Origin of the sequence: Pseudomonas sp. KBN10P06128 (assembly GCF_037574945.1) — a bacterium.
Lineage (GTDB): Bacteria > Pseudomonadota > Gammaproteobacteria > Pseudomonadales > Pseudomonadaceae > Pseudomonas > Pseudomonas aeruginosa.
The window spans coordinates 4,586,734-4,609,075 of record NZ_JBBELR010000001.1 but is presented as its reverse complement, the minus strand read 5'-3'; the positions used below and the strand labels follow the sequence as shown (position 1 = coordinate 4,609,075).

At 67.0% G+C, this 22,342-nt stretch carries 16 protein-coding genes; 13 read left to right on the top strand and 3 right to left on the bottom strand.

Translation table 11 applies throughout. The features are described 5' to 3' along the window. Nucleotides 1-6: 6 nt before the first annotated feature. Nucleotides 7-1,044, bottom strand: a complete 1,038-nt coding sequence (locus VQ065_RS21490) for an AraC family transcriptional regulator (protein WP_003091367.1) — start codon at nucleotides 1,042-1,044, stop codon at nucleotides 7-9. Further along, on the bottom strand, nucleotides 1,041-2,159 hold the full coding sequence (locus VQ065_RS21485) for a carbon-nitrogen hydrolase family protein (protein ID WP_003091364.1): 1,119 nt from the start codon (nucleotides 2,157-2,159) through the stop codon (nucleotides 1,041-1,043). Before VQ065_RS21485 ends, VQ065_RS21490 begins: the two co-directional genes overlap by 4 nt. A 214-nt stretch (nucleotides 2,160-2,373) precedes the next feature. On the opposite strand from VQ065_RS21485, the gene VQ065_RS21480 reads away from it, so the two are divergent. From VQ065_RS21480 to VQ065_RS21470, 3 genes are all read left to right on the top strand, one after another. Then, entirely contained in the window at nucleotides 2,374-4,413 is a 2,040-nt protein-coding gene (locus VQ065_RS21480; RefSeq protein WP_003091351.1) for an NADPH-dependent 2,4-dienoyl-CoA reductase, read from the top strand. A 336-nt stretch (nucleotides 4,414-4,749) separates the two neighbouring features. Then, complete coding sequence (locus VQ065_RS21475; RefSeq protein WP_023657158.1) at nucleotides 4,750-6,189, top strand: hypothetical protein; 1,440 nt, start codon at nucleotides 4,750-4,752, stop codon at nucleotides 6,187-6,189. 37 nt (nucleotides 6,190-6,226) lie between these two features. Continuing rightward, nucleotides 6,227-7,126 carry a 1-aminocyclopropane-1-carboxylate deaminase/D-cysteine desulfhydrase gene (locus VQ065_RS21470; protein WP_003091346.1) on the top strand — a complete coding sequence of 300 codons (900 nt, stop codon included), beginning with the start codon at nucleotides 6,227-6,229 and terminating at the stop codon, nucleotides 7,124-7,126. Here VQ065_RS21470 and VQ065_RS21465 read toward each other — a convergent pair whose 3' ends face one another. Further along, nucleotides 7,127-8,092: a DUF1853 family protein gene (locus VQ065_RS21465; protein ID WP_003091344.1), complete on the bottom strand. Its 966-nt coding sequence runs from the start codon at nucleotides 8,090-8,092 to the stop codon at nucleotides 7,127-7,129. Nucleotides 8,093-8,216: 124 nt separating this feature from the next. Here VQ065_RS21465 and VQ065_RS21460 point away from each other — a divergent pair, with 124 nt between their 5' ends. The 10 genes from VQ065_RS21460 (at nucleotide 8,217) to VQ065_RS21415 (ending at nucleotide 22,304) form a co-directional block, all read left to right on the top strand. Beyond that, nucleotides 8,217-9,104 (top strand): NAD(+) kinase, encoded by an 888-nt coding sequence (locus VQ065_RS21460; protein ID WP_003091343.1) that lies wholly within the window; start codon nucleotides 8,217-8,219, stop codon nucleotides 9,102-9,104. Continuing rightward, nucleotides 9,104-10,084: a metallophosphoesterase gene (locus VQ065_RS21455; protein ID WP_003091336.1), complete on the top strand. Its 981-nt coding sequence runs from the start codon at nucleotides 9,104-9,106 to the stop codon at nucleotides 10,082-10,084. The genes VQ065_RS21460 and VQ065_RS21455 overlap by 1 nt, the downstream gene beginning before the upstream one ends. Continuing rightward, the gene (locus VQ065_RS21450) at nucleotides 10,081-10,941 is read left to right on the top strand and encodes a rhomboid family intramembrane serine protease (protein ID WP_003091333.1); all 861 of its coding nucleotides are present in this window, start codon (nucleotides 10,081-10,083) and stop codon (nucleotides 10,939-10,941) included. The genes VQ065_RS21455 and VQ065_RS21450 overlap by 4 nt, the downstream gene beginning before the upstream one ends. 83 nt (nucleotides 10,942-11,024) lie before the next feature. Further along, nucleotides 11,025-11,288, top strand: coding sequence for a YeaC family protein (locus VQ065_RS21445; RefSeq protein ID WP_003091331.1), 264 nt, complete (start codon nucleotides 11,025-11,027; stop codon nucleotides 11,286-11,288). After that, on the top strand, nucleotides 11,288-12,121 hold the full coding sequence (locus VQ065_RS21440) for a DUF2797 domain-containing protein (RefSeq protein ID WP_003091329.1): 834 nt from the start codon (nucleotides 11,288-11,290) through the stop codon (nucleotides 12,119-12,121). The genes VQ065_RS21445 and VQ065_RS21440 overlap by 1 nt, the downstream gene beginning before the upstream one ends. 18 nt (nucleotides 12,122-12,139) lie before the next feature. Continuing rightward, nucleotides 12,140-14,797 carry an aminopeptidase N gene (pepN, locus tag VQ065_RS21435; RefSeq protein ID WP_003091326.1) on the top strand — a complete coding sequence of 886 codons (2,658 nt, stop codon included), beginning with the start codon at nucleotides 12,140-12,142 and terminating at the stop codon, nucleotides 14,795-14,797. Between the two features lie 446 nt (nucleotides 14,798-15,243). After that, on the top strand, nucleotides 15,244-17,208 hold the full coding sequence (locus tag VQ065_RS21430; protein WP_003091322.1) for a DUF1302 domain-containing protein: 1,965 nt from the start codon (nucleotides 15,244-15,246) through the stop codon (nucleotides 17,206-17,208). Nucleotides 17,209-17,266: 58 nt separating this feature from the next. Next, nucleotides 17,267-18,634 (top strand): DUF1329 domain-containing protein, encoded by a 1,368-nt coding sequence (locus VQ065_RS21425; protein ID WP_003091320.1) that lies wholly within the window; start codon nucleotides 17,267-17,269, stop codon nucleotides 18,632-18,634. 179 nt (nucleotides 18,635-18,813) lie between these two features. Further along, nucleotides 18,814-19,911: a WD40/YVTN/BNR-like repeat-containing protein gene (locus tag VQ065_RS21420; RefSeq protein ID WP_023095376.1), complete on the top strand. Its 1,098-nt coding sequence runs from the start codon at nucleotides 18,814-18,816 to the stop codon at nucleotides 19,909-19,911. A gap of 11 nt (nucleotides 19,912-19,922) precedes the next feature. After that, on the top strand, nucleotides 19,923-22,304 hold the full coding sequence (locus tag VQ065_RS21415) for an efflux RND transporter permease subunit (protein WP_003138533.1): 2,382 nt from the start codon (nucleotides 19,923-19,925) through the stop codon (nucleotides 22,302-22,304). Nucleotides 22,305-22,342: the final 38 nt, after the last annotated feature.

Sequence of the window (22,342 nt, the reverse complement as noted above, 5' to 3'; positions counted from 1 at the left end):
ATGTGATCAGGCGCTCTGTCGCTGGGCGCGGCGGAATTCGCCGGGCGTCTGTCCGCTCCAGCGCTTGAAGGCGCGCTGGAAGGCTTCCGCCGAGGCGAAGCCGAGCAGGTAGGCGATTTCGCCGAAAGCCAGGTCGGTCTCGCGGATGTAGACCATCGCCAGGTCGCGGCGGGTGTCGTTGAGGATGCTGCGGAACTGGGTGCCTTCCTCGGCCAGCTTGCGCCGCAGGGTCCAGGTCGGCAACTTGAGGCGCGCGGCGACTTCCTCGAGGTCCGGCTCGCGGCCATTGAGCATCGGCCCCAACAGGCGGCTGACGCGCTCGCGCCAACTGCGGGTGCGGGTCAACTGCTCCAGCTCGCGGTTGCAGAGTTCCAGCATCTGGCTCCAGGTGCTCGGACAGTGCTCGGCATTCGCCAGGGCCAGGCTGGCCTGGCTCAGGCGCAACTGGTTGGTCGGCGCGCCGAATTCCACCGGGCAGCCGAAGAATGCCTCGTAGCGCTCGGCCCAAGGCGGCGCTGGATATTCGATCTCCACCCGCTCCGCTTTCAACGGCTGCCTTGCCAGAGCGCCGAGATGGCTGATCCAGCCTGCCAGCACCGAATCGACGACGAAGCGGTTGTAGGCGTTGTAAGGGCTGATCGAATAGAAGCGCAGCCAGGCGCCGCCGGCGTCTTCCACCAGGCTCGACTGGCCCCGGTAGTTCTGCGCGTAAAGCGGTTCCAGGTGGATCATTGCCCGCGCGGCGGCGCGCAGGTTGGGCGCCTGGGCGACGCTGACGCCGGCCAGGCCCATCTGTCCGAGACGGCTCAGGCGGCCCATCTGCAGGCCGAGGGCGGGGTCGCCGCTGAGCTGTATGGCGGCATGGCCGAGGCGCATGTAGCGAGGGATCGACAGGCGCGCCCCGGGTTCGGCCAGGCGCCGCTGGTCGAGGCCGTACTGTTCGAGCAGTGGCGCGGGCTCGACGCCGGCGGCGAGCAGGGCGTCGGCCAGCGCCTGGACGAAGCCGACCGAGAGGTCGCCGAGGCGAACCCGGGGCGCGCTCATAGCCAGAGATTGACCAGTTGCGCACCGCCGCCGGGATTGGCCTGGCGCATGCCCTGCGGCGAGCCGAGCAGGCTCTGGCCGTCTTCGGTGACGTTCCACAGGCGGCTATGGGCGAAGGCCACGGCGGCGCCGCGTGCACCGCTGGCCAGCAGGCGCTCGCCGACCGCCAGGCGCTGCCAGGCCTCGGCGTTGCTCAGGCTGTTCGGCGCCAGGCGCACGTCGCCGGGAACCAGCTCGGCATCGAAGCCGGGCCAGGGTTGCTGCCAGCGACCGCTCTGGTTCAGGGCGGCGGGGATCGCCAACAGTTCGACGCGCTGTTCGACCAGGGTGGCGTAGGTGTCCGGGTACCAGCTGTCGGTGCCGATCAGCACGCCCAGGCGTCCTGCAGGCGTATCCAGCACCTGCAGGCGCTCGCCGCGACCATTGTTGAGGTAGCTCAGTTCGTGACGGGTCGGGAACACCTTGCGTTGCGGCTGTCCGAGCGGCCGGCCGTCGGGACCGAAGGTCAGGCTGACGTTGTACAGCTGGCCGGTGCCGGGACGCAGCTCGCCGTCCTCGACCTCGGGGTCGGGCAGGACGATGGAGCCGGCGACCACCGTCACCTTGAAATCATGGGCGAGCCCGCCGAACAGGGTCTGGTAGTCGTGGGCCATGTCCACCGCCTTCATCCGGAACAGGGTGTCGGTGAGACGCTGTTCGCCGCGCGCGGTGATCCAGCCGCGCGCCACCTTCAGCGGGTTGCTCGCGGCCATCCAGTCCATCGCCGTGGGCCAGTCGGCGGCGGCATAGACCTCGGGCTTCTCGCCGCTGGCCACCAGCCAGGTGCCGACATGCTCGGGGAACACCACCACCGTGCGCTCGTTGAGCAGGCCCTGGCGGCGGGCATTTTCCAGGTAGGCGTGGAATTTCAGCTGCAACCGTTCGGCGCTCTGGTAGTCCGGCGTGAACAGTTCCGGCTGGACCGCCAGCAGGTTGCCGCGCTCGCCGGGCTGGCCCTGGACCACGCTGACCTGGCTGCGCAGGTCGGACAGGTAGTGGCCTACCGGGCGGCGTTCGGCCCAGCCGGCGTAGGCGGCGAAGAGGGTGATGAGGATCAGGAAGATCAGCTTGCGCATGCGGGTCTCCAAGGCAGCCCACAGGGTAGGGGAGTGGCGTCGGCTTGCCAAGCATCCCTGTGCATTCCGATCAGTAACTTGTCATTTAGGATCATTGAGCGCTCCGGTGGCGCTCCTTAGAGTCGTCGCCATACCGACCGCTGCCCGTGCCGCGCATTGCGCCCGAGGCCGCGGCATATCCGTGAACGCGTTTCGCCCGATGTGGAGACCCCCGATGACCGCCGCCGTTCCCTATCCGCACCTGCTCGCCCCGCTGGACCTCGGCTTCACCACCCTGCGCAACCGCACCCTGATGGGGTCCATGCACACTGGCCTGGAAGAGAAGCCGCAGGGCTTCGAGCGCATGGCGGCGTATTTCGCCGAACGCGCCCGTGGCGGCGTCGGCCTGATGGTCACCGGCGGCATCGGCCCGAACGAAGAGGGCGGCGTGTATTCCGGCGCGGCCAAGCTGAGCACGCCGGAAGAGGCGGAGAAGCACAGGATCGTGACCCAGGCGGTGCATGAGGCGGGCGGCAAGATCTGCATGCAGATCCTGCATGCCGGCCGCTACGCCTACAGCCCGAAGCAGGTAGCGCCGAGCGCGATCCAGGCGCCGATCAATCCGTTCAAGCCCAAGGAACTCGACGAGGAAGGCATCGAGAAGCAGATCGCCGACTTCGTCAATTGCGCCAGCCTGGCCCAGGTCGCCGGCTACGATGGCGTCGAGATCATGGGGTCGGAAGGCTACTTCATCAACCAGTTCCTCGTGCAGCACACCAACCAGCGCACCGACCGCTGGGGCGGCAGCTACGAGAACCGCATGCGCCTGCCGGTGGAGATCGTCCGCCGGGTGCGCGAGGCGGTGGGGCCGAACTTCATCATCATCTATCGCCTGTCGATGCTCGACCTGGTCGAGGGCGGCAGCAGTTGGGACGAGATCGTGCTGCTGGCCAAGGCCGTCGAGAAGGCCGGCGCGACCCTGATCAACACCGGTATCGGCTGGCACGAGGCGCGCATCCCGACCATCGCCACCAAGGTGCCGCGCGCGGCCTTCACCAAGGTCACCGCCAAGCTGCGTGGCGAGGTCGGCATCCCGCTGATCACCACCAACCGCATCAACACTCCCGAGGTGGCGGAGAAGGTCCTGGCCGAGGGCGATGCCGACATGGTCTCCATGGCCCGGCCGTTCCTCGCCGACCCGGACTTCGTCAACAAGGCCGCCGCCGGCCACGCTGAACGGATCAACACCTGCATCGGCTGCAACCAGGCCTGCCTCGACCACACCTTCGGCGGCAAGCTGACCAGTTGCCTGGTCAACCCGCGCGCCTGCCACGAAACCGAGCTGAACTACATTCCCACCGCCAGGCCGAAGAAGATCGCCGTGGTCGGCGCCGGTCCGGCCGGCCTGGCCGCCGCCACCGTGGCCGCCGAGCGTGGGCACCGGGTCAGCCTGTTCGACGCCGCCGGCGAGATCGGCGGGCAGTTCAACGTGGCCAAGCGGGTTCCCGGCAAGGAAGAGTTCCACGAGACCCTGCGCTACTTCCGCAACAAGCTGGAGAGCACCGGCGTCGAGCTGCACCTGAACCGCCGGGTCGGCGTGGACGACCTGGTTGCGGGCGGTTATGACGAGATCGTCCTCGCCACCGGCATCGTTCCGCGCACGCCGGCGATCCCTGGCATCGAGCATCCGAAGGTGATCAGCTACCTGGATGCGATCCTCGAGCGCAAGCCGGTGGGCGGCAAGGTGGCGGTGATCGGCGCCGGCGGCATCGGCTTCGACGTCTCCGAATTCATCACCCATGCCGGTCCGTCCACCAGCCTGGAGCGCGAAGCGTTCTGGAAGCAGTGGGGGATCGATACCCGCCTGGAGGCCCGCGGCGGCATCGCCGGGGTCAAGGCCGAGGTGCATCCGGCAGCGCGCCAGGTGTTCCTCCTGCAACGCAAGAAGAGCAAGGTCGGCGACGGCCTCGGCAAGACCACCGGCTGGATCCATCGCGCCGGCCTGAAGAACAAGCAGGTGCAGATGGTGAATGCCGTGGAGTATCTCGGGATCGACGACGCCGGCCTGCATATCCGCGTTGCCGAGGGCGAGCCGCAGGTGCTGCCGGTGGATACCGTGATCGTCTGCGCCGGCCAGGACCCACTGCGCGAGTTGCAGGACGGCCTGCTGGCGGCCGGCCGGAGCGTGCACCTGATCGGCGGCGCCGATGTCGCCGCCGAGCTGGATGCCAAGCGCGCCATCAACCAGGGTTCGCGCCTGGCTGCCGAACTCTGAGAACCTGTCCGCGATCTGTTGCGTAGCGGAGAAACTGCGTTGAAAACGGCTTTTCTCCAGCTCGCACAGGTTCTGCGTATCGTCCCTGTCCGCGCTCGTCGGCGCGGCGGGGCGCTGCGCACCGGTTTGGTGAACGGTGGCGCTCTGCCACGGTGATCTCCGTCCGCTCAAAACCCGACCGCTTCACAATTTCCCCTACCGCTCGGCGGGCCGTCCGGCATCGCCCGGGTGTCTGCCAACCCAGTCACATTGCCCGCGACATTTTTTCCCCTAGACTTGCCCGAACAACGAGATAGCGCCTGTTTTTCAGGTGACATGCCAGATGGGAACTGCCGGATGCGGGCCGCCTCGCCAGGCGTTCGAGGGTTAGCGATGAGCATGCAGAAAAAGCCACAGATGGCGGAGGCCGTGCTGTTCTTCAACGACAGCGGCGTCTGCAAGGAAATGCTGTATCCCGAATTCGAGGCGCTGCTCGATGGCCTGGTGCGCATGCCGGAATACGCCGACCGGCAGATGCACCTGGCTTATGTGTTGATCAATCCGCGCCTGCAGGCGCGGGCGGCGGTGTTCTTCTATCTCGATTTCGACGAGCAGGGCGGCGCCGACACCGGCTGGAACCTGCCTCTGCGCAACCTCGCCGAACGCGCCGGACGCGGCCCCGACATGGGCGGTGGGCCGATCCGCCTGGCCTGTCGCAGCCAGTGCCCGGTGTCCTGGCACCAGATGCACCTGTGGGACCCGGAGAGCAGCGCCGGACGCAACCATTTCGTACTCATCCGCGACGCGCTCAGGCGCAACCAGCTCGGCCTGCTGGTGGACGAGGAGCCTGCCGCGGTGGAGCCGCAGCGGCTGCAGATGGCCGCCGAAGAACAATGGTACGCCGCCGGTCCCGCCGCCCCGAAGGCAGCGCCCGCGGAGCCTCCGCGCAAGCAGGAGGACGAGCAGGCGGCGCGCCTGGCGCAACTGGTCAAGCAGCAGCGGCAACAGCTCGCCGCCCTGGCCCGGCAGCAGGAGCAGCGCCTGGCCGGGCTCGCCCGGCAGCACGAAGAGGAACTGGCCAGGCGCGAACAGGACGCCCGCGGGCAACTGGACATCCTGCGCAGCGAAGTGCTCAGCCTGCAACAGGCCCTGGAGCGGCAAGCGCGGGAGAACGCCGAATTGCAGCAGCGTCTGCTGGAGCAGGGCGAGCAGTTCCAGCGCAACCGCGAGGAACTGACCCGGCAACTGCGTTTCATCGAGAACCAGGGGCGCAACGAGACCGACCTGCTGCGCTCGGAGTTCGCCGACGAACTGGAGGCTCGGGTGGCGGTGGCGGTGGCCGGCTACAAGGAGCAGGTCTCGATCCGCGACGTCGAACTGGCCTACCGCAACGAGCTGGACCAGCAACTGGAGCAGGAACTGGCCGAGCTGCGCGCCGAGCGCGACCGTCTGGCCGCCCTGGGGCCGGAGCAACTGCTGGAGCGTCTATCCGGCCAGGGCGTGGTATTCGTCGCCTACCATCCCGGCGCCGGGCACCTGACCATCCCCTTGCAGGACATCCCGCGTTACCAGGACAATCCGCTGGCCTACGCGGCGGCCAAGTGCTTCGTCTCCGAGAGCCAGTACCGCCAGTGGCTGGACCACTTCCAGCAGCCGCGCTGCGAGGCGCTGCTGCCCGGCGGCGAACGCTGCAACCTGCCGCTCGACCGGGTCGACAACCCGGCGCGCTTCGTCGCCGGCGACACCAACTGCTGCGCCCGGCACAAGACCACGGGGCGCCTGCGCACCGTGAGCTGACTCCTTGCCGTTTCCCCACTGGTCACCGCATACACCCTTGCAGCGTCTCGAACTCGACTGGCTGCAACGGGCCGGGGTCGAACTGGCGCTGCTGCGCCTGGACCAGGCCGATCCGTTGATCTCCGGCAACAAGGGGTTCAAGCTCGCGCCACACCTGGCGCTGGCCCGCGAGCAGGGGCTGGACGGCCTGATCAGCCTCGGCGGCGCCCACTCCAACCACCTGCACGCGCTGGCCGGCGCTGGCGCGCGTTTCGGTTTCCGTTGCGTCGGCCTGTTGCGCGGACACGAAGTCGATACGCCGACGGTGCGCGACCTGCGCAGTCTCGGCATGGAACTGCACTGGCTCGGCTACGGCGGCTATCGCCAGCGGCATGCCGCCGGCTTCTGGCTTCCCTGGCGGGAACGTTACCCAGGCTTGCTGCCGGTCGCCGAGGGCGGTGGCGGGCTGCTGGGCGCGCGCGGTTGTATCGGGCTGGTGGAGCGCATAGCGACCCAGTTGCCGACGCTCGGCTGGGACGATTACGACGCGATCTGGGTGGCCGCCGGTACCGGTACTACACTGGCCGGCCTGGTGCTCGGCGAGGCCGGGCGGCATCCCGTGGTGGGCGCGCTGGCGGTGCCGGAGGACCACGGCGTCGCCGCCCAGGTCGCGGCGACCCTTGCCGAGGCGGGCTGGGCCGATACCGGCTATCGCCTGCTGGACGCCAGCCGTGGTGGTTTCGCCCGCCTCGATGGGCGATTGGCGCGGTTCATCGTCGAGTTCGAGACGGCCAGCGGCGTCGCCCTCGAACCGCTGTACACCGGCAAGCTGCTGCTCGCCCTGCGCGAGGCCGTGGAGAGCGGCGCGGTGGCTCGCGGCAGCCGGCTGGTGGCGCTGCACAGCGGAGGCCTGCAGGGCCGCCGGGCATTGCAGGAGCGTTTGCTGGCGTTGCTCTGATCAGGCATCCGCGGCCTGGCGCGCGCTACCCCACAGGCTGAGCCCCGGTGGCCAGTCGTCGCTGGCCAGGAACAGGCGCTCGGCCTCTACCCAGTAGCCGTCGCGCGGCACCACCCTTACCAGCATTTGCGGACGTGCCTCGTCGGCGAAGGCGATGTTCCAGCAAGCGCCGTCGCGCGGTGGGTCGAGCGGGTCCTGCCGCCGCATGGCCGGCGCCAGCCAGTGCTCGCGCGACAGATGCAGCCAATGCTGCCCGGCCTGCGGTCCGGCCAGGCTGGCCAGGTACGCCGGCCAGTCGCGCTGGCGGAGCCAGCGGCCACGCAGATGCCGTGGCTCGATGTCGGCGGGCAGGCTGCCCGGCCCGGGCCAGGGATGGAACAGGTAGCCGCTCAGCCACAATGCGGAAACGGCCGATTCGGCGCCATGGGCGGCCAGCACCTGGCGACCCTCGCGGGTCGCCGCCAGCGGCAACTGGTGTCGGCAGAGGTGTTCCAGCTTGCGTGACAGGCGGTCCTGGCCGCCGGGCCCGAGCCAGTCGCCGGGGCCGGACTGGGGCCCCAGGTAGAGTTTGATCGCCAGTTCCAGGTGGTGGATGCCGTCGTCGTCCCGCAGCAGCAGGTCGAGTTCGCCAAGGGTATGCCCGCCGTCGCGCACCGGCAGGTTGGCGGCGATCAGGCGCACGTCCGGGGCTTGTTCCAGGGCGAATTGCCAGAGATGTTCGTAGTACAGGCCGAGACGCTGCCGTGGCCATTGCGCGAGCCAGGCGGCGAGGTGCTGCGGCTGTCGCTCCTGTTCGCGCAACCAGGCGGCCAGGCGCTCCGGTTCCTGGCGCCAGCGGCTGGCGGCGAGCGGATGGCGCTGCGGCTCCGGGGTCCGGCGCAGCAACGGCGGGGCGAGCAGGGTCCAGGCCAGGTCGCGGACGGCCGGGTGGCGCAATTCGTCGAGCAATTCGGTCAGCAGCGTCATACTCAGAGGTTAGCCGGGTTGCGCCACTCGCGGCGATTTCCCGTACATGCGCGGGTTTGCCGCTGTCCGCGGCTTTCGCCCATAATCCGCTCTATCCCGCCCGCCAGCTTTTCGCAGGAACCGCATGGAACCCTTTCGCAATATCGGCATCATCGGCCGCCTCGGCAGCACCCAGGTGCTGGATACCATCCGCCGGCTGAAGAAATTCCTGATCGATCGCCACCTGCATGTGATCCTCGAGGACACCATCGCCGAAGTCCTGCCCGGACACGGCCTGCAGACCTGCTCGCGGAAGATCATGGGCGAGATCTGCGACCTGGTGGTGGTGGTCGGCGGCGATGGCAGCATGCTCGGCGCGGCCCGCGCGCTGGCCCGGCACAAGGTGCCGGTGCTGGGGATCAACCGCGGCAGCCTGGGCTTCCTCACCGACATCCGCCCGGATGAACTGGAGGCCAAGGTCGGCGAGGTGCTGGACGGCCAGTACATCGTCGAGAGCCGCTTCCTCCTCGATGCCCAGGTGCGTCGCGGTATCGACTCGATGGGGCAGGGCGATGCGCTCAACGACGTGGTCCTGCACCCGGGCAAGTCGACCCGGATGATCGAGTTCGAGCTGTATATCGACGGCCAGTTCGTCTGCAGCCAGAAGGCCGACGGCCTGATCGTCGCCACGCCCACCGGTTCCACCGCCTACGCGCTGTCCGCCGGCGGTCCGATCATGCATCCGAAGCTGGATGCCATCGTCATCGTGCCGATGTACCCGCACATGCTTTCCAGCCGCCCGATCGTGGTGGACGGCAACAGCGAGCTGAAGATCGTCGTGTCGCCGAACATGCAGATCTACCCGCAGGTCTCCTGCGACGGGCAGAACCATTTCACCTGCGCCCCCGGCGATACCGTGACGATCAGCAAGAAGCCGCAGAAGCTGCGCCTGATCCACCCCATCGACCACAACTACTACGAGATCTGCCGGACCAAGCTCGGCTGGGGCAGCCGCCTGGGCGGAGGCGACTGATGCAACTCGACCCCGGACGTGGCTACGACCTGATCGGCGATGTCCACGGCTGCGCGCATACCCTGGACCGCCTCCTCGACCTGCTCGGCTACCGCCTGCAGGGCGGCGTCTGGCGCCATCCGCGGCGCCAGGCGCTGTTCCTCGGCGACATCGTCGACCGCGGCCCGCGCATCCGCGAGGCCCTGCACCGGGTGCACGCGATGGTCGACGCCGGCGAGGCGCTGTGCATCATGGGCAACCACGAATTCAACGCGCTCGGCTGGAGCACCCCGGCGGCGCCCGGCAGCGGCCGCCAGTACGTCCGCGAGCATACGCCGCGGCATGCCCGGCTGATCAAGGAGACCCTCGAGCAGTTCGAGGGCCACGATGCCGACTGGCGCGACTTCCTCGGCTGGTTCCAGCAACTGCCGCTGTTCCTCGATGCCGGGCGCTTCCGCATGGTCCATGCCTGCTGGGACGGCGAGCTGATCGCGACCCTGCGCCGGCAGTTCCCCGACGGGCGGATCAGCGAAGCCTTCCTGCAGGAGTCGGCGGAGCCCGGCAGCTTCGCCGACCTGGCCTGCAACCGCCTGCTGCGCGGCACCGACATGCGCCTGCCGCACGGCGCCACCCTGACCAGCAGCGATGGCTATACGCGCGCCTTCTTCCGCACCAAGTTCTGGGTCGAGGACGAGGCGCCGCGCACCTACGGCGATATCGTCTTCCAGCCCGACGCGTTGCCCGAAGCGATCGCCCGCGAGCCGCTCAGCGAGGAGCAGAAGTCCAGCCTGCTGACCTACGGCGCCGACGAACCGCTGTTGTTCGTCGGCCACTACTGGCGACGCGGCACGCCGGCGCCGATCCGGCCGAACCTGGCCTGCCTGGACTACAGCGCGGTGATGTACGGCAAGCTGGCGGCCTACCGCCTGGATGAGGAAACCCGCCTGGACCGGCACAAGTTCGTCTGGGTCGAAGTGAAGCGGCCGGAGGCTGACGAGTGAGCGCGGTGCAGGTCCTGAAGTTTCCCCTGTCGGTCGACCTGGCCGGCTTCGTCGGCCTGCTGCGGCGTCTGAACGTGCCGCACCGGGTCAGCGAGGAATCCGGCCAGCAGGTCCTCTGGGTGCCCGACGAGCGGCTCGCCGAGCAGGTCCGCGAGTTGTACCGGCGTTATCCCGAAGGCGATCCGCAGGCGACCCTGGAAGCCGCGCCGCGACCGGCGGGGCAGGGTTTCGTCCGGCAACTGCGGATGAGCCCGATGACCGCCGCGGTGTTGCTGCTGACCTTCGTCGTCGCCGCTGTCACCTACCTTGGCGACAACTTCGCGACGATGCGCTGGCTGACCTTCCAGGACTTCCGTATCCAGGGCCAGTACGCGCTGTTCACGCCGTTGGCCGAGAGCCTGGCGGCGGGTCAATGGTGGCGGCTGTTCACGCCGATGCTGATCCACTTCGGCTGGCTGCACCTGGCGATGAACGCCATGTGGTTCTGGGAGCTGGGCCGGCGCATCGAATTCCGCCAGGGCGGCCCGATGCTGCTCGGCCTGACCCTGCTGTTCGGCCTGGTGTCCAACGTGGTGCAGTACGCGGTGAGCGGCGCCAGCCTGTTCGGCGGGTTGTCCGGGGTGCTCTATGGCCTGCTCGGGCACTGCTGGATCTTCCAGTACCTGGCGCCGAACCAGGCCTATCGCCTGCCCAGGGGCGTCGTGGCGATGATGCTGATCTGGCTGCTGGTGTGCCTGTCCGGGGTGATCGACCTGCTCGGCTTCGGCTCCATCGCCAACGGCGCGCACGTTGGCGGGCTGCTGGTCGGTTGCCTCAGCGGTTTGCTGGGCGGCCTGCTGGCGCGGCGTCGCCGTTGAGCGAGGGGCTGCGGCAGCTTCGATGTGCGCCGCCGGCCCCGGCCCGGTAGAATGGCCGGTACGCCTTTTCACCGGAGCCGGCCATGTCGTCCTTCAACCAAGCGATCGAGAACATCACTCCAGATATCTACCAGAACCTCAAGCTGGCCATCGAGATCGGCAAGTGGCCGGACGGCCGCAAGCTGACCCAGGAGCAGAAGGAACTCTGCCTGCAGGCGGTGATCGCCTGGGAGCTGCAGAACCTCCCCGAGGAGGAGCGCACCGGCTACATGGGCCCGCAGCACTGCTCCTCGCATTCCGACGAGCCGATCCCGAACATCCTGTTCAAGTCGGACTCCGTGCACTGATGGAAGAAATCGCCCGCGGCGCGTTGAGCAAGATGACGGCGCGCCTGGAAAGCAATGCTCCCGTGCAATACGCCTTCCGCCTCGACGACCGCGAAGTCGCGGTGAACCCGCTGATCGGCCGGCCGCTGCGCCTGGAGTACCTCGGCAGCATCTTCTGCACCCATTGCGGCCGCAAGACGAAGAAGAGTTTCAGCCAGGGCTATTGCTATCCTTGCTTCACCCGGCTGGCGCAGTGCGACAGTTGCATCGTCAGCCCGGAGAAGTGCCACTACGAGCAGGGCACCTGCCGCGAACCGGAGTGGGGCGAGCGGTTCTGCATGACCGATCACGTGGTGTACCTGGCCAACTCCTCCGGGGTGAAGGTCGGCATCACCCGCGCCAGCCAGATTCCCACCCGCTGGATCGACCAGGGCGCGCGCCAGGCGCTGCCGATCCTGCGCGTGGCCACCCGCCAGCAGTCCGGCCTGGTGGAAGACCTGCTGCGCAGCCAGGTCGCCGACCGCACCAATTGGCGGGCCATGCTCAAGGGCGAAGCCGAGCCGGTCGATCTGGCGGCAGTCCGCGAGCAGTTGTTCGACCAGTGCGCCGACGGCCTGCGCGAATTGCAGCAACGTTTCGGCCTGCAGGCGATCCAACCGGTTATCGATCTCGATCCGCTCGAGATCGCCTACCCGGTCGAGGCCTACCCGAGCAAGGTCGCCAGCCTCGACCTGGAAAAAACGCCTATCGTCGAAGGCACGCTTCGCGGTATCAAGGGCCAGTACCTGATCCTCGACACCGGGGTGATCAACATTCGCAAATACACGGCCTACCAGATCGCCGTGCATCACTGAGCAGAAGGGCCACAAGCCATGCGCACCGAGCAACCGAAAGTCATCCACCTCAAGGACTATCAGGCGCCGGACTACCTGATCGACGAGACCCACCTGAAGTTCGAACTGTTCGAAGACCACAGCCTGGTACACGCCGAGCTGAAGCTGCGGCGCAACCCCGAGCGCGGCGCCGGCCTGCCGCCGCTGTTGCTGCATGGCCAGCAACTGGAGCTGCTGGCGCTCGAACTGGACGGCCAGGCGCTCGGCGCGGACGACTACCAGCTGGACGACGAGCAGCTCGGGGTGCAACCGCGGCAGGCCGAGTTCGTCCTCAGGAGCACGGTGCGTATCCATCCGGAGAGCAACACCGCGCTGGAAGGCCTGTACAAGTCCGGCAAGATGTTCTGCACCCAGTGCGAGGCCGAGGGTTTCCGCAAGATCACCTATTACCTCGACCGTCCCGACGTGATGAGTCGCTTCACCACCACCGTCAGCGCCGAACAGCAGCGCTACCCGGTGCTGCTCTCCAACGGCAACCCGGTGGCCAGCGGTTCCGAAGGCAACGGCCGGCACTGGGCGACCTGGGAAGACCCGTTCAAGAAGCCGGCCTACCTGTTCGCCCTGGTCGCCGGCGACCTCTGGTGCGTCGAGGACAGCTTCCGCACCATGAGCCAGCGCGACGTGGCGCTGCGCATCTACGTCGAGCCGGAGAACATCGACAAGGTCCAGCACGCCATGGACAGCCTGAAGAAGTCGATGCGCTGGGACGAGGAGGTCTACGGCCGCGAGTACGACCTGGACATCTTCATGATCGTCGCGGTCAACGACTTCAACATGGGCGCGATGGAGAACAAGGGCCTCAACATCTTCAACTCCAGTTGCGTCCTGGCCCGCGCCGAAACCGCCACCGACGCCGCCCACCAGCGGGTCGAGGGCGTGGTGGCGCATGAGTATTTCCACAACTGGTCGGGCAACCGGGTGACCTGCCGCGACTGGTTCCAGCTGTCGCTCAAGGAAGGCTTCACCGTATTCCGCGACTCGGAATTCTCCGCCGACATGAACTCGCGCACGGTCAAGCGCGTCGAGGACGTCGCCTTCCTGCGCACCAACCAGTTCGCCGAGGACGCCGGGCCGATGGCGCATCCGGTGCGCCCCGACTCGTTCATCGAGATTTCCAACTTCTACACCCTGACCGTCTACGAGAAGGGCTCGGAAGTGGTGCGGATGATCCACACCCTGCTCGGCGCCGAAGGCTTCCGCAAGGGCTCGGACCTGTACTTCCAGCGCCACGACGGCCAGGCGGTGACCTGCGACGATTTCGTCAAGGCCATGGAAGACGCCAATGGCGTCGACCTGACCCAGTTCAAGCGCTGGTACAGCCAGTCCGGCACTCCGCGCCTGGCGGTGGAAGGCGAGTACGACGCCGCCGCCCGCCGCTACACCCTGACGGTGCGCCAGAGCTGCCCGCCGACTCCCGGCCAGCCGAGCAAGGAACCCTTCGTCATCCCGCTGGAGCTGGGCCTGCTCGACGGCCAGGGCCACGAACTCCCGCTGCGCCTGGAAGGCGAGGCCGCGGCCCAGGGCGGCAACCGCGTGCTGGCGGTGACCGAGGCCGAGCAGCGCTTCGTCTTCGTCGAGGTGCCGGAGCAGCCGCTGCCATCGCTGCTGCGCGGCTTCTCCGCGCCGGTGAAACTGAGCTTCCCCTACAGCCGCGACCAGTTGCTGTTCCTCATGCAGCACGACAGCGACGGCTTCAACCGCTGGGAGGCCGGCCAACAGCTTTCGGTGCAGGTCCTGCAGGAGCTGATCGGCCAGCACCAGCGCGGCGCGCAACTGGTACTCGACCCGCGCCTGATCGAGGCCTACCGCACCCTCCTGGCGGACGAGGTGCTGGACCAGGCGATGGTCGCCGAGATGCTCTCGCTGCCCAGCGAGGCCTATCTCACCGAGATCAGCGAAGTCGCCGATGTCGACGCGATCCATGCCGCCCGCGAATTCGCCCGCCAGCGTATCGGCGAAGCGCTGTTCGAGCCGCTGTGGCAGCGTTACCAGGCCAACCGCAAGATTTCCCGCGACACCGCCTACCTCGCCGAGGCCTCGCACATCGCCCGGCGCAGCCTGCAGAATATCGCGCTGTCCTACCTGTCGCTGTCGGGCCGGGAGGAAATCCTCGCCGCCTGCCTGGAGCAGTACGAAGGCTGCGACAACATGACCGAGCGCCTGACCGCCCTGGCGGTGCTGGTCAATTCCGGCTTCGAGGCGGAGAAGGGCAAGGCCCTGGCCATGTTCGCCGACTACTTCAAGGACGACCCGCTGGTGATGGACCAGTGGTTCAGCGTGCAGGCCGGCTCGCCGCTGCCGGGCGGGCTGGAGCGGGTCCAGGCGCTGATGCAGCACCCGGCCTTCACCCTGAAGAACCCGAACAAGGTGCGCGCGCTGATCGGCGCGTTCGCCAACCAGAACCTGGTCAACTTCCATCGTCCTGACGGCGCCGGCTATCGCTTCCTCGCCGACCAGGTGATCGTGCTCAACGCACTCAACCCGCAGATCGCCTCGCGCCTGCTGGTGCCGCTGACCCGCTGGCGCAAGTACGACGAGGCGCGACAGGCGCTGATGCGCGGCGAGCTGGAACGCATCCTGGCCTCCGGCGAGCTGTCCAGCGACGTCTACGAAGTGGTGAGCAAGAGCCTGGCCTGATCCGCCAGCTTCGCCCGGAAGAGGGTGTTACTGGCCACTGGCTGGTAACGCCCTTTGTTACTTCTGGGAATCGCTTCACTGTTTTCCATTGATAGAGCCCGCTTAATCGTGTTTCGCGAACCTCCCTGCGCAGGCTCTGCGAAGGGACTTTTCGCGCCACCGGCGACATTCGCCTGGCGCGTTTTGTCGGACACTTCCTGTCTTCTGGTCAGTGAATGAACAGTCATCCCGCAGGAAGTCCTGTTTTTTTCGCAATCCATTGAATTCCCTGGAGGATTCCGTTGAATTGGCATCCCGGTTGCACTGCCTCGTCGCGCGGTTCCCTTTCGTCGACGCGAGGCCGGTGACGCCGCGACCACCCATAACAAGGCCGCAGAGAAACGGCCGAACGGCGAACCGCCCGCAGTGGCGGCGCCCAACGCATGACCACATGGAGTGAGTTCCCGATGTACATCCCCAACCGCCAGCCCCGGCTGCGCTCCGCGCCGGCCCGGGCCGGCTTCGCCTTCGCCGGGCTGCTGCCGCTGCTGGGCGGCCAGGCCCAGGCCGTCGAATTCAGCTTCCTCGACAACGAGGTGTCCGGTTCGCTCGATACCACCCTGTCCTACGGCACCCTGTGGCGGGTGCAGGGGCAGGACAAGAGCAACAACGACATCAACACCAACGACGGCAACCGCAACTTCGATACCGGCCTGGTTTCCGAGGTCTACAAGATCACCTCGGACCTGGAGGCGACCTGGCGCAACTATGGCGTGTTCATCCGCGGCACGGCGTTCTATGACACCCAGATCATGGACAAGCGCAACGACTACTACAGCCACAACGATCCATCGCAGCCGAGCCAGAGCTATCCCCACGACGACCGTTTCACCAGCCAGACCCGCGACATCGCCGGGCACAAGGCGGAAATCCTCGACGCCTACGTCTACGGCAGCTGGGACATCGGCAACATGCCGCTGAGCGCGCGCTTCGGCCGCCAGGTGTTCAACTGGGGCGAGGGCATCTTCTACCGTGGCGGGGTCAACACCACCAACCCAGTGGACGCCGCCAAATACCGCCTGCCCGGTTCCGAGCTCAAGGAAGTGCTGATGCCGGTGGAAGCGCTGAGCTTCAACATCGGCCTGACCGACAACCTGTCGATGGAAACCTTCTACCAGTGGAACTGGAAGGAAACCCGCCTCGACCCGGTCGGTACCTTCTTCTCCGAGACCGACCTGTTCGCCGACGGCGGCAACACCGGCTACAGCGACTTCACCGGCACCGCGCTGGACACCCCGGTGCCCGGCTTCGGCAACGTTATCGGCCTGTACCAGGCGCTGGGCAACAATCCGCTGCTCAGCGGCGCGCTGAAGAACACCGGCCTCTATGCCAACGGCGTGACCCCGGCCTACGGCAACGTGATGAAGGTGTCGTCCATCGGCAAGGACATCAACGCGCGCAACGACGGCCAGTTCGGCGTGGCCTTCCGCTACATCGCCGAGGAACTGAACAGCACCGAGTTCGGCTTCTACTTCGTCAACTACCACTCCAAGGAGCCGACCCTGTACGCCGACATCGGCGACTATGCCGGGGCCGACCTGGCGGCGCTGGCCAACACCCTGCGGCCGATCGCCGGCAACCTCGCCGAAGCCCTGGCCAACGGCCTGGTGACCGCCGACGTGATGGGCAACATCAATGCCCGCCGCGAGTTCGCCGAAGACATCCGCATGTACGGCTTCAGCTTCAACACCACGATGGGCGACGCCTCGGTGTTCGGCGAGCTGGCCTATCGGCCGAACCTGCCGATCGGCATCGCCGCCACCAACGACCTGATCGGCGACCTCGCCCACGGTGCGGCGGAAGCCGCCAACGGCGGGCAGATCAACGTCGGCGGGCAGATGGTCGGCCTCGGCGGGCAGATCCACAACTACGAGCGGGTCGAGGCGTTCAACACCTCCCTCGGGACCATCTACAACTTCGGCCCGTCGCTGAGCTTCGACTCGTTGACCGGCGTCGCCGAGCTGGCCTCGGAACACCTGCGCGGCAGCAGCCTGAAGTACACCGCCTACGACGGCAGCACCCGCTACTACGCCGGGCGCGGCAACAGCTCGTACGTTTCCGGCGGCGACCGTGGCGACCAGGTGAACCGCAACGCCTACGGCTACACCCTGCTGCTCAGCGGCACCTGGAACGACGTGTTCGCCGGGGTCAACGTGTCGCCCTACGTGGTCTACAAGGACGACTTCGAAGGCAACTCCTACCAGACCGGCAACTTCATCGAAGGTCGCAAGGCCTACACCCTGGGGGTCAAGGCCACCTACCTGAACAGCCTGGAAGGCGAACTGCAGTACACCGAGTTCTACGGCGGCGGACAGAACAACAACATCCGCGACCGCGACAACATCGGCCTGACCGTCAAGTATTCCTTCTGACCGAACCGATAACGACACGGGCGCCGCGAGCGCCCGGCACCTCACACGGAGAACCCTCATGTTGAACAAGCACCTGCTGATCGGCGCTTCCCTGGCGCTGGCACTGGGCAGCGGCGGCGCGCTGGCCGGCGTTTCCGCCGGCGAGGCGGCGCAACTGAAGTCGAGCCTCACCCCGCTGGGCGCGGAGAAGGCCGGCAACGCCGCCGGCAGCATTCCCGCCTGGACCGGCGGCATCACCCAGGCGCCGGCCGGCTACAAGCCGGGCCAGCACCACCCGGACCCGTTCGCCGCGGACAAGCCGCTGTTCACCATCGACAAGGCTAACCTGGAGCAGTACAGGGAACACCTGACCCCGGGCCAACTGGCGCTGTTCAAGACCTACCCGGACAGCTTCCGGATGCCGGTCTACCCCAGTCGCCGTTCCGGCTCGGCGCCGCAGTGGCTGTACGACAACACCTTCGCCAATGCCACCAGCGCCAGGCTGCTGGACGGCGGCAACGGGTTCGCCGACGCCTATGGCGGGGTGCCGTTCCCGATTCCGAAGAGCGGCGTGGAGGCGCTGTGGAACCATGTCGCCCGCTACCGCGGTACCTATGTCGTGCGCCGCGCCTCGGAAGTCGCGGTACAGCGCAACGGTAGCTACTCGCTGGTGACCTCGCAGCAGGAAGCGCTGTTCAAGTACTACCTCAAGGGCGGCAGCTTCGCCGACCTGAACAACCTGATGTTCTACTACCTCTCGTTCACCAAGAGCCCGGCGCGCCTGGCCGGCGGCGCGGTGCTGGTGCACGAGACCCTCGACCAGGTCAAGGAGCCGCGCCAGGCCTGGGGCTACAACGCCGGCCAGCGCCGTGTGCGGCGTGCGCCGAACCTTGCCTACGACACGCCGATCGCCGCCGCCGACGGCCTGCGCACCGCCGACGACACCGACATGTTCAACGGCGCGCCGGACCGCTATGACTGGAAGCTGCTGGGCAAGAAGGAAATCTACATTCCCTACAACAACTACAAGGTCAGCAGCCCCGAGGTGAAGTACGAGGAACTGCTCAAGCCGGGCCATCTCGATCCGCAATACACCCGCTACGAACTGCACCGCGTGTGGGTGGTGGAAGGCACCCTGAAGCCGGGCGCGCGGCATATCTACTCCAAGCGCACCCTGTACCTCGACGAGGACAGCTGGAGCGCGGCGGTGGTCGACCAGTACGACGGTCGCGGCGAACTGTGGCGGGTGTCCATGGCCTACCTGAAGAACTTCTACGACCTGCCGTACACCTGGAGCGCGCTGGACGTGTTCCACGACCTGCAGGCGCGTCGCTACCACGTGCAGAACCTGGACAACGAGGAGCCGGGTACCATCGACTTCACCCAGGCGATACCGGACGACTCCTACTTCAAGCCCTCGGCCTTGCGCCGCCGCGGCACCCGCTGATCGCTCCGCTCGCCGGCGCCGACCGCTTCCCTCCGGGGAGGAGGGCGGCGCCGATCCCCCGTTACAGACGGCTTACACGCTTAACAAAAGATAACGTGGCTTCAATTGTCTCCGTCGCCAAACGCTGGCTATATAACGCTCACCACGAACCACTAATAACAACAACGGGGACGGTATCCATGCGTGAGCCCATGACGTGGCGCACTTCGCCCGGCCAATCCGCGGACGCTTCGCGGCATCCGGCCATTCCTTCCAGATCGCCCCTGGCCAGCAGGGCCCTGTCGTTTCTCGGGGCGCTTTCTCTTCTGACCTTCGCCGCCACCCCGGTCCTGGCCGAGTCGACGCCAACCGCCGCGCCGCCGCAATTCGCCGTGGAATCGCCGAAGGCCGCCAGCAGCCTGCTGCTCGGCGTCGCCCATGCCGGCAAGCGGCTGGTCGCGGTCGGCGACCGTGGGCATATCCTGCTCTCCGACGACGACGGCAAGACCTGGACCCAGGCCAAGGTGCCGACCCGCCAGTTGCTCACCTCGGTGTTCTTCGTCAACGAGCGCAAGGGCTGGGCGGTCGGGCACGATGCGCAGATCCTCGTCAGCGACGACGCCGGCAGCACCTGGACCAGGCAGTTCGAGGACCTCGGCCGCGAAGCGCCGTTGCTGGACATCTGGTTCGCCGACGAACAGCACGGCCTGGCCGTCGGTGCCTATGGCGCGCTGCTGGAGACCCGCGACGGCGGCCAGCACTGGGAAGACGTCAGCGAGCGCCTGGACAACGAGGACCAGTTCCACCTCAACGCCATCGCCGCGGTCAAGGACAACGGCCTGCTGGTGGTCGGCGAAGCCGGCAGCCTGTTCCGCTCGAAGGACTGGGGCGCCACCTGGGAAAAACTCGAAGGCCCCTACGAGGGCTCGCTGTTCGGCGCCATCGGTACCGCCGATGCGGGCGGCGTGCTGGTCTACGGCCTGCGCGGCCACCTGTTCCGCTCCGCCGATTTCGGCGACAGCTGGGAAGAGATACCGCTGAAGGCGGCGTCCGGCGACCTGGAATTCGGTCTCTCCGACGGCGCGCTGCTGGCGGACGGGCGGATCGTCGTGGTCGGCCACGGCGGTAGCGTTCTCGAAAGCACCGACGGCGGGCGCAGCTTCAGCGTGTTCAACCGTCCCGACCGGCTGTCCCTGGCCGGCGTCAGCGCCACCGGCGACGGCCACCTGATCCTGGTCGGCCAGGGCGGCGTGCACCTCGCTGCGGCGAACGGTGCCGCGCTCGAACAACCACAATAAGGCGGGGTCGCATGAGTGCCATGAACCAGCATCAGCAAAACAAGGCGAGCCTGCTCGAACGCCTGATCTTCAACAACCGGCCGGTGGTGATCTTCCTCTGCCTGCTGGTCAGCGTCTTCCTGTTCTACCAGGCCACCCAGGTGCGGCCGTCCACCAGCTTCGAGAAGATGATCCCGCTGGAGCACCCGTTCATCCAGAAAATGCTCGAGCACCGCAACGACCTGGCCAACCTCGGCAACACCGTGCGCATCTCGGTGGAGGCGGTGAACGGCGACATCTTCACCAAGGAGTACATGGAGACGCTCCGGCAGATCCATGACGAGGTGTTCTACATCCCCGGCGTCGACCGTTCCGGCCTGAAGTCGTTGTGGAGCCCCAGCGTGCGCTGGACCGAAGTGACCGAGGAAGGCTTCGCCGGCGGCGAGGTGATCCCGCAGACCTACGACGGTTCGCCGCGGGCGCTGGAGGAACTGCGCAACAACGTGCTCAAGTCCGGGCAGATCGGCCGCCTGGTAGCGAACAACTTCAAGTCGAGCATCGTCGACGTGCCGCTGCTGGAGATGTACCCGAATCCGAAGAACCAGAGCGAACTGATCAAGCTCGACTACCGCCAGTTCTCCCATGAGCTGGAAGAGAAGATCCGCGACAAGTACCAGTTGCAGAACCCCAACGTGAAGGTGCACATCGTCGGCTTCGCGAAGAAGGTCGGCGATCTGATCGACGGGCTGGTGATGGTGGTCGGCTTCTTCGGTATCTGCCTGCTGATCACCCTGGTCCTGCTGTACTGGTTCACCAAGTGCATCCGCAGCACCATCGCCGTGCTGATCACCACCCTGGTGGCGGTGCTCTGGCAGCTCGGCCTGCTCAACCTGGTCGGTTTCGGCCTCGATCCCTATTCGATGCTGGTGCCGTTCCTGATCTTCGCCATCGGTATTTCCCACGGCGTGCAGAAGATCAATGGCATCGCCTTGCAGTCCAGCGGCGCCGACAATGCGCTGATGGCGGCGCGGCTGACCTTCCGCCAACTGTTCCTGCCGGGGATGATCGCGATCCTCGCCGACGCCGTCGGCTTCATCACCCTGCTGGTGATCGACATCGGGGTGATCCGCGAGCTGGCCATCGGCGCCTCGATCGGCGTGGCGGTGATCGTCTTCACCAACCTGATCCTGCTGCCCGTGGCGATCTCCTACATCGGCATCAGCAAGAAGGCGGTACAGCGCAGCAAGGACGACGCGGTGCGCGAGCACCCGTTCTGGCGCCTGCTGTCGAACTTCGCCAGCCCGAAGGTGGCCCCGGTGTCCATCGCCATCGCCTTGCTGATGCTCGGCGGCGGCCTCTGGTATGGCAAGCACCTGAAGATCGGCGACCTCGACCAGGGCGCGCCGGAACTGCGTCCCGACTCGCGCTACAACCTCGACAACGACTTCATCATCCGCAACTACTCGACCAGTTCGGACGTGCTGGTGGTGATGGTCAAGACCACCCCGGAAGGCTGCTCCACCCACCAGGCCCTGGCGGCCATGGACGAGCTGGCCTGGAAGCTGGAGAACACCGAGGGCGTGCAGTCGGCGATCTCGATGGTCACCGTGTCCAAGCAGGTGATCAAGGGGATGAACGAAGGCAACCTGAAATGGGAGACCCTGTCGCGCAACCAGGACGTGCTGAACAACTCCATCGCCCGTGCCGACGGTCTCTACAACACCGACTGCTCGCTGGCGCCGCTGCTGGTCTTCCTCAACGACCACAAGGCCGAGACCCTCGACCGCGCGGTGGCGGCGGTGCAGGCCTTCGCCGCGGAGAATGACAAGGACGACCTGCAGTTCCAGCTGGCCGCCGGCAACGCCGGGATCGAGGCCGCCACCAACGAGGTGATCAAGCAGTCCGAACTGATCATCCTGGTGCTGGTGTACATCTGCGTGGCGGCCATGTGCATGATCACCTTCCGTTCCTTCGCCGCGACCCTCTGCATCGTCCTGCCGCTGATCCTCACCTCGGTGCTGGGCAACGCGCTGATGGCGGCGCTGGGCATCGGCGTGAAGGTCGCGACCCTGCCGGTGATCGCCCTCGGCGTCGGCATCGGGGTGGACTACGGGATCTACATCTACACCCGCCTGGAGTCTTTCCTGCGCATGGGCCTGCCGTTGCAGGAGGCCTACTACGAGACCCTCCGCTCCACCGGCAAGGCGGTGCTGTTCACCGGCCTGTGCCTGGCGATCGGCGTGGCCACCTGGATCTTCTCGGCGATCAAGTTCCAGGCCGACATGGGCCTGATGCTGACCTTCATGCTGCTCTGGAACATGTTCGGCGCCCTCTGGCTGCTGCCGGCCCTGGCGCGTTTCCTGATCAACCCGGCCAAGCTGCAGGCCAGGAAGGCCTCGCTGTTCGCTCACTGAGTCGCACCGAGCCTCGCCAAGACCGCGGCCCCGGCCGC